9 protein-coding genes are annotated in these 4793 nt (G+C 68.2%); 4 read left to right on the top strand and 5 right to left on the bottom strand.

Translation table 11 applies throughout. The features are described from left to right. Positions 1–108 precede the first annotated feature (108 nt). Positions 109–507: a hypothetical protein gene (locus E1182_RS29240; protein ID WP_132270950.1), complete on the bottom strand. Its 399-nt coding sequence runs from the start codon at positions 505–507 to the stop codon at positions 109–111. A gap of 322 nt (positions 508–829) precedes the next feature. Between E1182_RS29240 and E1182_RS29235 the strand changes: the two genes are divergently transcribed. Next, positions 830–1441 carry a DJ-1/PfpI family protein gene (locus tag E1182_RS29235; protein WP_132270949.1) on the top strand — a complete coding sequence of 204 codons (612 nt, stop codon included), beginning with the start codon at positions 830–832 and terminating at the stop codon, positions 1439–1441. Positions 1442–1626: 185 nt separating this feature from the next. Here the strand turns inward: E1182_RS29235 and E1182_RS29230 are convergent, their stop codons facing one another. The 4 genes from E1182_RS29230 to E1182_RS29215 all read right to left on the bottom strand — a co-directional run bounded on the left by E1182_RS29230 (position 1627) and on the right by E1182_RS29215 (position 3394). Then, complete coding sequence (locus tag E1182_RS29230) at positions 1627–2055, bottom strand: hypothetical protein (protein WP_243706488.1); 429 nt, start codon at positions 2053–2055, stop codon at positions 1627–1629. Then, positions 2039–2692: a hypothetical protein gene (locus E1182_RS29225; RefSeq protein ID WP_132270948.1), complete on the bottom strand. Its 654-nt coding sequence runs from the start codon at positions 2690–2692 to the stop codon at positions 2039–2041. The genes E1182_RS29230 and E1182_RS29225 overlap by 17 nt, the downstream gene beginning before the upstream one ends. Continuing rightward, entirely contained in the window at positions 2689–2949 is a 261-nt protein-coding gene (locus E1182_RS29220) for a hypothetical protein (RefSeq protein ID WP_132270947.1), read from the bottom strand. The genes E1182_RS29225 and E1182_RS29220 overlap by 4 nt, the downstream gene beginning before the upstream one ends. 211 nt (positions 2950–3160) lie before the next feature. Further along, positions 3161–3394: a winged helix-turn-helix domain-containing protein gene (locus E1182_RS29215; protein WP_132270946.1), complete on the bottom strand. Its 234-nt coding sequence runs from the start codon at positions 3392–3394 to the stop codon at positions 3161–3163. Positions 3395–3655: 261 nt separating this feature from the next. Here E1182_RS29215 and E1182_RS29210 point away from each other — a divergent pair, with 261 nt between their 5' ends. The 3 genes from E1182_RS29210 to E1182_RS29200 form a co-directional block, all read left to right on the top strand. Then, a complete protein-coding gene (locus tag E1182_RS29210; RefSeq protein ID WP_132270945.1) occupies positions 3656–4186 on the top strand; it encodes a hypothetical protein in 531 nt (176 codons plus the stop codon). A 167-nt stretch (positions 4187–4353) separates the two neighbouring features. Beyond that, the gene (locus E1182_RS29205) at positions 4354–4602 is read left to right on the top strand and encodes a DivIVA domain-containing protein (protein WP_243706489.1); all 249 of its coding nucleotides are present in this window, start codon (positions 4354–4356) and stop codon (positions 4600–4602) included. Then, the coding region (locus E1182_RS29200) for a hypothetical protein (protein ID WP_132270943.1) at positions 4590–4793 on the top strand (204 nt) is incomplete at its 3' end. The genes E1182_RS29205 and E1182_RS29200, both read left to right, overlap by 13 nt.

The raw sequence follows: 4793 nt of genomic DNA, 5'->3' as shown, positions 1-4793 counted from the left end.
CCCCCACGACGCAGGCCACCCCGCCCACGGACAACCCGCTCTGAGCAAACAGACCGCCGTCAGGCGGCCCGCCGGCCGGGAAGCCGGGCGGGCCGCCACCGGTTCGACTCAGGCCACGCCGACCGAGGACGCGGCGCAGCACGTCTCGTTGCCCCAGTACTGGTAAACCAGGACTTCGACCTTCCGCCCGTCCGGCACGTTCTCCGAGCCGTACTTGCAGCCGTCCGAGGCGTTCGAGTCGGTGACCGTGAACTCAAGCTCCCAGAACCCGCCCGAGGAGTTGTACGAGTACAGGGCACCCCGGATGCCCCGGCCGTCGGCGTCCATGTCGCAGACCTTGAGGCTGTCGCCGTCGTGATACCAGACGGCCTGTCCCCGGGCGATTGAGTTGGCGTACGTCCAGGCCATCGCGTTCTCGCCGGCCATGGCCGGCGACGCGGCAACCGTGACCGAGGTGACCACGGCGAGCAGTGTCGCGGCGGTGAGGGATGCGATTCGACGCAGCATTCCGTATGTCCTTTCTGGTGGGACTGACACCTCACTTTACTTCCGGCAAAACCACCACTCTGGACGGTCCCCCGTAGATGATCCGCAACTGCGACTATGGGTCATACAGGGATGACGCACCGTGTCGCCTTCGGCGGGTTGGTGGCGACCCGCAACGCCGAGGGGACAGCAACGGCGGACAGGGGCGTGAGCAGCGCGTACGACCCGGCAGTGCCAGGTGCCGGCATCGGGCAGGCATGCCACCGGCCGGCGATTGGCTCTCGGCTCGGAACCGCCAGCCGGGCAAAGTCGGATCTGCGATGCTCTGCCGGAAGGAGCTGTGATGCAGGTCGCCGTGGTCACCTTCGACGGGTTCAACGAGCTCGACAGCTTCATAGCCTCCGCGCTGATCAATCGGTGCCGAAAGGACGGCCTGGCGGCCTTCATCACGACGCCGACGCCGGTGGTCACGTCGATGAACGGCGTCGAGGTGACCGGGCAGCGTCCTGTGGAGTTCGTGACCGAAGCCGACGTCGTGCTGATCGGTAGCGGGGTGAAGACGCGAGACGTGGTAGCCGACGACCGGCTGATCTCCAGGCTGCCGCTCGACCCTGCGCGGCAGCTGATCGGTGCGCAGTGCTCCGGCGCGCTGGTGCTCGCCCGGCTCGGGTTGCTGACGGGCATGCCCGCCTGCACGGACCTGAAGAGCCGGCCCTATGTGGAGGCCTACGGCGTCACCGTGCTGGGCACGCCGTTTCACGCCGAGGGGAACATCGCCACCGCGGGCGGCTGTCTGGCGTCACAGTACCTCGCCACCTGGGTGATCACCCGAATGCTCGGTGAGAACGCCGCCCGCGATGTCCTCGACTACGTGGCACCGGTCGGCGAGAACCAGGAGACGGTCGAGCGTGCCCTGCGCGCCGTCCACACGTCACACGCGGTCAAGACGCTGTGAAGGATGAGGCGGCCAGAGCCCGAGAGCCGGCAACTCCTCCGCCCCCACGACCGATGAAACGGGCGTACGCCCGGCCAGCCAGATCGCTAGTCACGTGAGCCTCAGCCCGCGTTTCGGCGGGGCAGGGGGGTCAGCGGCGGGTCCAGCCCCGCAGTGTCAAGTGGCGGCAACACGCGGGTATGCGTTCACGCTCGCTGGGCGAGTTCTGCCGCCTCGGCAAGCAGCGCGTCCAACTCCGCGTCACTGAAATCCTCTTCCGTGAGGATCTTCTGGATGGTGGCGGCCTGGATCCGGCCGATCATGTCTTGACTGATCGAGTAGTCGACCGACGGGTCGATAATCGACAGGATCAGCCGTTCGGCGGCGTCGGGTTGAATGTCAGGGCTGTCCTCACCGAGACCAGCACGCAGATCACCGACGAACTTGATGACCTCCGGCGGCCCTGCTGCGGTGCCGAAGCGACGATCAACGGCCACGAAGAAAAGGGCCGCCAGGAACCGGGGGAAGCCGTCCCAGCCATCGGCGTCCAGCCGGGCCTCAACGACGTCGTTCGCGGCATAGTCACCCCGAATCATCGTCCGGACGTAGTCCAGCAGATCAGGATTGATCATCATCGTCCCGTTTCCTGGCTCGTCGGTCCCTGCCATGGTTCCACACCGCCTTAGCGACCACCGCCAGCGCACCCGCCGCCATGACGGCCGCCGTCACAGGGTTGTCGACCTGAGGGCGCTCCTGAGCGGGAGCATGCTGCTGAGGTGTCGTTCCCGTGGCAGTGCCGCCCTGATCGCGGTGCTGCTGCTTGAGGAACTTGAACACCTCCTTCGCACTGGTCTCGGCATTCTTGAGGCTGTCCTCAGTGTCGTCGGCCTTCTGGACCTGCCTGCGCCAGGCGATGTCGGCCCGGCGTCCACGGGCTTCCGCCTCGGTGACCAGGCGCTCGCCAGAGGGAGCCGCATTCTCTGCCGGGACCTCGGACGGCGCGGCACCAGGAGCGAGGACATTCACGTAAGCGCTGATATGCCGGGCGGCGTCCGCCAGTAGGCGGGCGTAACGGCCCGCCTTGTCCCGGGCTACTTCGATGTCAGCCACAGCGGCCTTAAGTGGTTGGTCGCTGCTACCACCCCGAACCTCTGCCACGTGCGCGAACGCCTGTTCGGCTTCCGCCTGTGCCCGCAGGGCGGTCACGGCTGCCTCGTCCAGCCTTTCCCTGATGGCAAGGAGTTGCGCGACGGCTTCGCCGACGCCGGTCATCCGAGTCGGGAAAGGTAGTCGCCGATCTTCTCAGCAGCAGCGTCGAACCGGCGACGAATGGGTGCCACCTCGGCCGCAGCGGAGGCGAGCGCCTGATGAATGCGCGTCACCTCTTCATGCTGGCCGCCTCGCAGCACGCCGGCTGCTTCTCCGGTGGCGGACTCGGCCTGAGAGACAGCCTGGTCGAGAACTCTACGGCCCTGCCGCATGGCCTCAACGGCAGCGCCCAGGGTCGCTTTGACTTCACCGACGCTCATAGTCGCCCGCCATCAGAGCTGAGAGCCAGAACGCCAGTCATCGACACCATCATTTGGCGCAGCGCAGCGCTGCGAAGCTGGACCTGGGACATAACACTCTCCGAACCATCCCACCTGCCCGACCACACGCAGGTGACCGGATGGACACTATCGGGAATCGACGCAGATCGCAGCCCTCGGCACTACCCGAACCCTACTGACGACCGCATGATCACTTTGGGTCGTCAGAACGATCACGCACGAAGACCCCGAGACCCTGGTGGCCCTCAACCAGGCCCTCGGCGCGCAACGTCAACATTGCCGAGCGGATGACCTGAGTGGAGACGTCGTAGTGGGCGCAGAGTTCGGAGATCGACGGCAGCTTGTCACCAGGCTTCAAGTCGCCGGAACGGATCCGGTCTCGGATCTCGCTAGCGATACGGACGTAGTGCGGCGTAACGGACATGGCAGTGCTCCCTCGTCGGCACCACCATCTGACCACCCCTCGCTTGTGACATCAAGTTCTTGGTGTTCCAGGCTTGCACTTGAGATACTAGGCATCATATGTTGAAGCCGAGGCGGCCCTCGTCGGCAAACAAGGGCGACTCACCCTCCGGGGCTCACCCGGAACAGCGCTGGGGCAGCACGTGTCCACGACCCGGAACCCCCTCCGGGCCGGCTGTCGTGCTGCCCCGGCATCCCCACCCACGACAAGGAGATCCCCACCATGACGGACTCGGACGTGCCCGCCGCCAGCGCGATCTGGGCGGCCGAGCAGGTCACCGGTGAGCTGCGCGAGACGTACCTCGCGGTCGCCGCCGCCACGGTGCTGCTGGAACGGATGAGCGCCGGCTGCGCGCACCCGGCCATCCGGCAGGCCCGGCGCAGCGGCGAGGACGCCCTCGACCTGGCCGGCGACGCGGAACAGCAGCTCAGAGACGGAGTCGGCCGGCTGCGTGCCGACGCCGGCAACGAGGAACCGGTCACCATCGGTGGACTGGTGGCGGCGCTGGACACCGTGCGGGACCGGTTGGGCGCGGCGGCCACCCGGATCGGGCGGTTCCCGGCCCGGATCACCACCGCCGGGCAGCAGCTCCTCGACGCGGACCGGCCCGGCCTGCTCGACGATGCGGTGACCGAGCAGTGGCAGCAGGCCGCCGGGCAGCTCGACCTGATGGCCGAGAGCCTGACGACGGCCGTCGCCGCGCTGGCGGCGTACACCGGCGGGTTGTCCGGTGCGGAATCCGCGACCACCTGAGCGGACGACCCGCGCAGCAGACGGGCCCGGGGCGGGTGCCGGGCTCCGGCCGGTACGCCACGCGGGGTCGTGCCGGACGACCCCGCCCGCCCCGGTGCCGCAAGCCCAGCCGGACCCCACCGCACCCCGACGGACACCGAGAGCGAGACAGCGTGATCTACCGAGCCATGCAACGCCTGCTCCCGCAGCACGTCCGCGCCGCCACCTTCGATTACCGCCGGTGGCGCGGCCTCGACCCCGAGCAGGTGTACGCCTACCTCGACCGGCTCGCCGACGAGCTGGAACGGCTCACCCGCGACCTGCGCATCGCCCACACCGAGGGTGAGCGGATTCGCCAGGCGTTGCGGCAGTGGCAGTCACGGCACGCCAACTGCCGGCACACCCAGGTGGCCTCGAACGGCCGGTGGCACCGGTGAACGAGCCGCACTGGGTCATCCACCTGCCGACCACGCTGACCAGCGCCGACGAGGCCGCCGCCCTGGCCATGGCGCTGCGCCGCTCCCTCGGTCACGTGCTCGCCATCGACTTCGGCGAGACCACCCTCTCCGAGGAGGACCGCCAGTCCGTGCGTACCCGGGTCTGGTGCAACACCCGACTCCCCCACGCC

Source organism: Micromonospora sp. KC721, from assembly GCF_004348355.1.
In the GTDB taxonomy this organism is placed as follows: Bacteria; Actinomycetota; Actinomycetes; order Mycobacteriales; family Micromonosporaceae; genus Micromonospora.
This window is presented reverse-complemented; position numbering and strand designations above follow the sequence as displayed.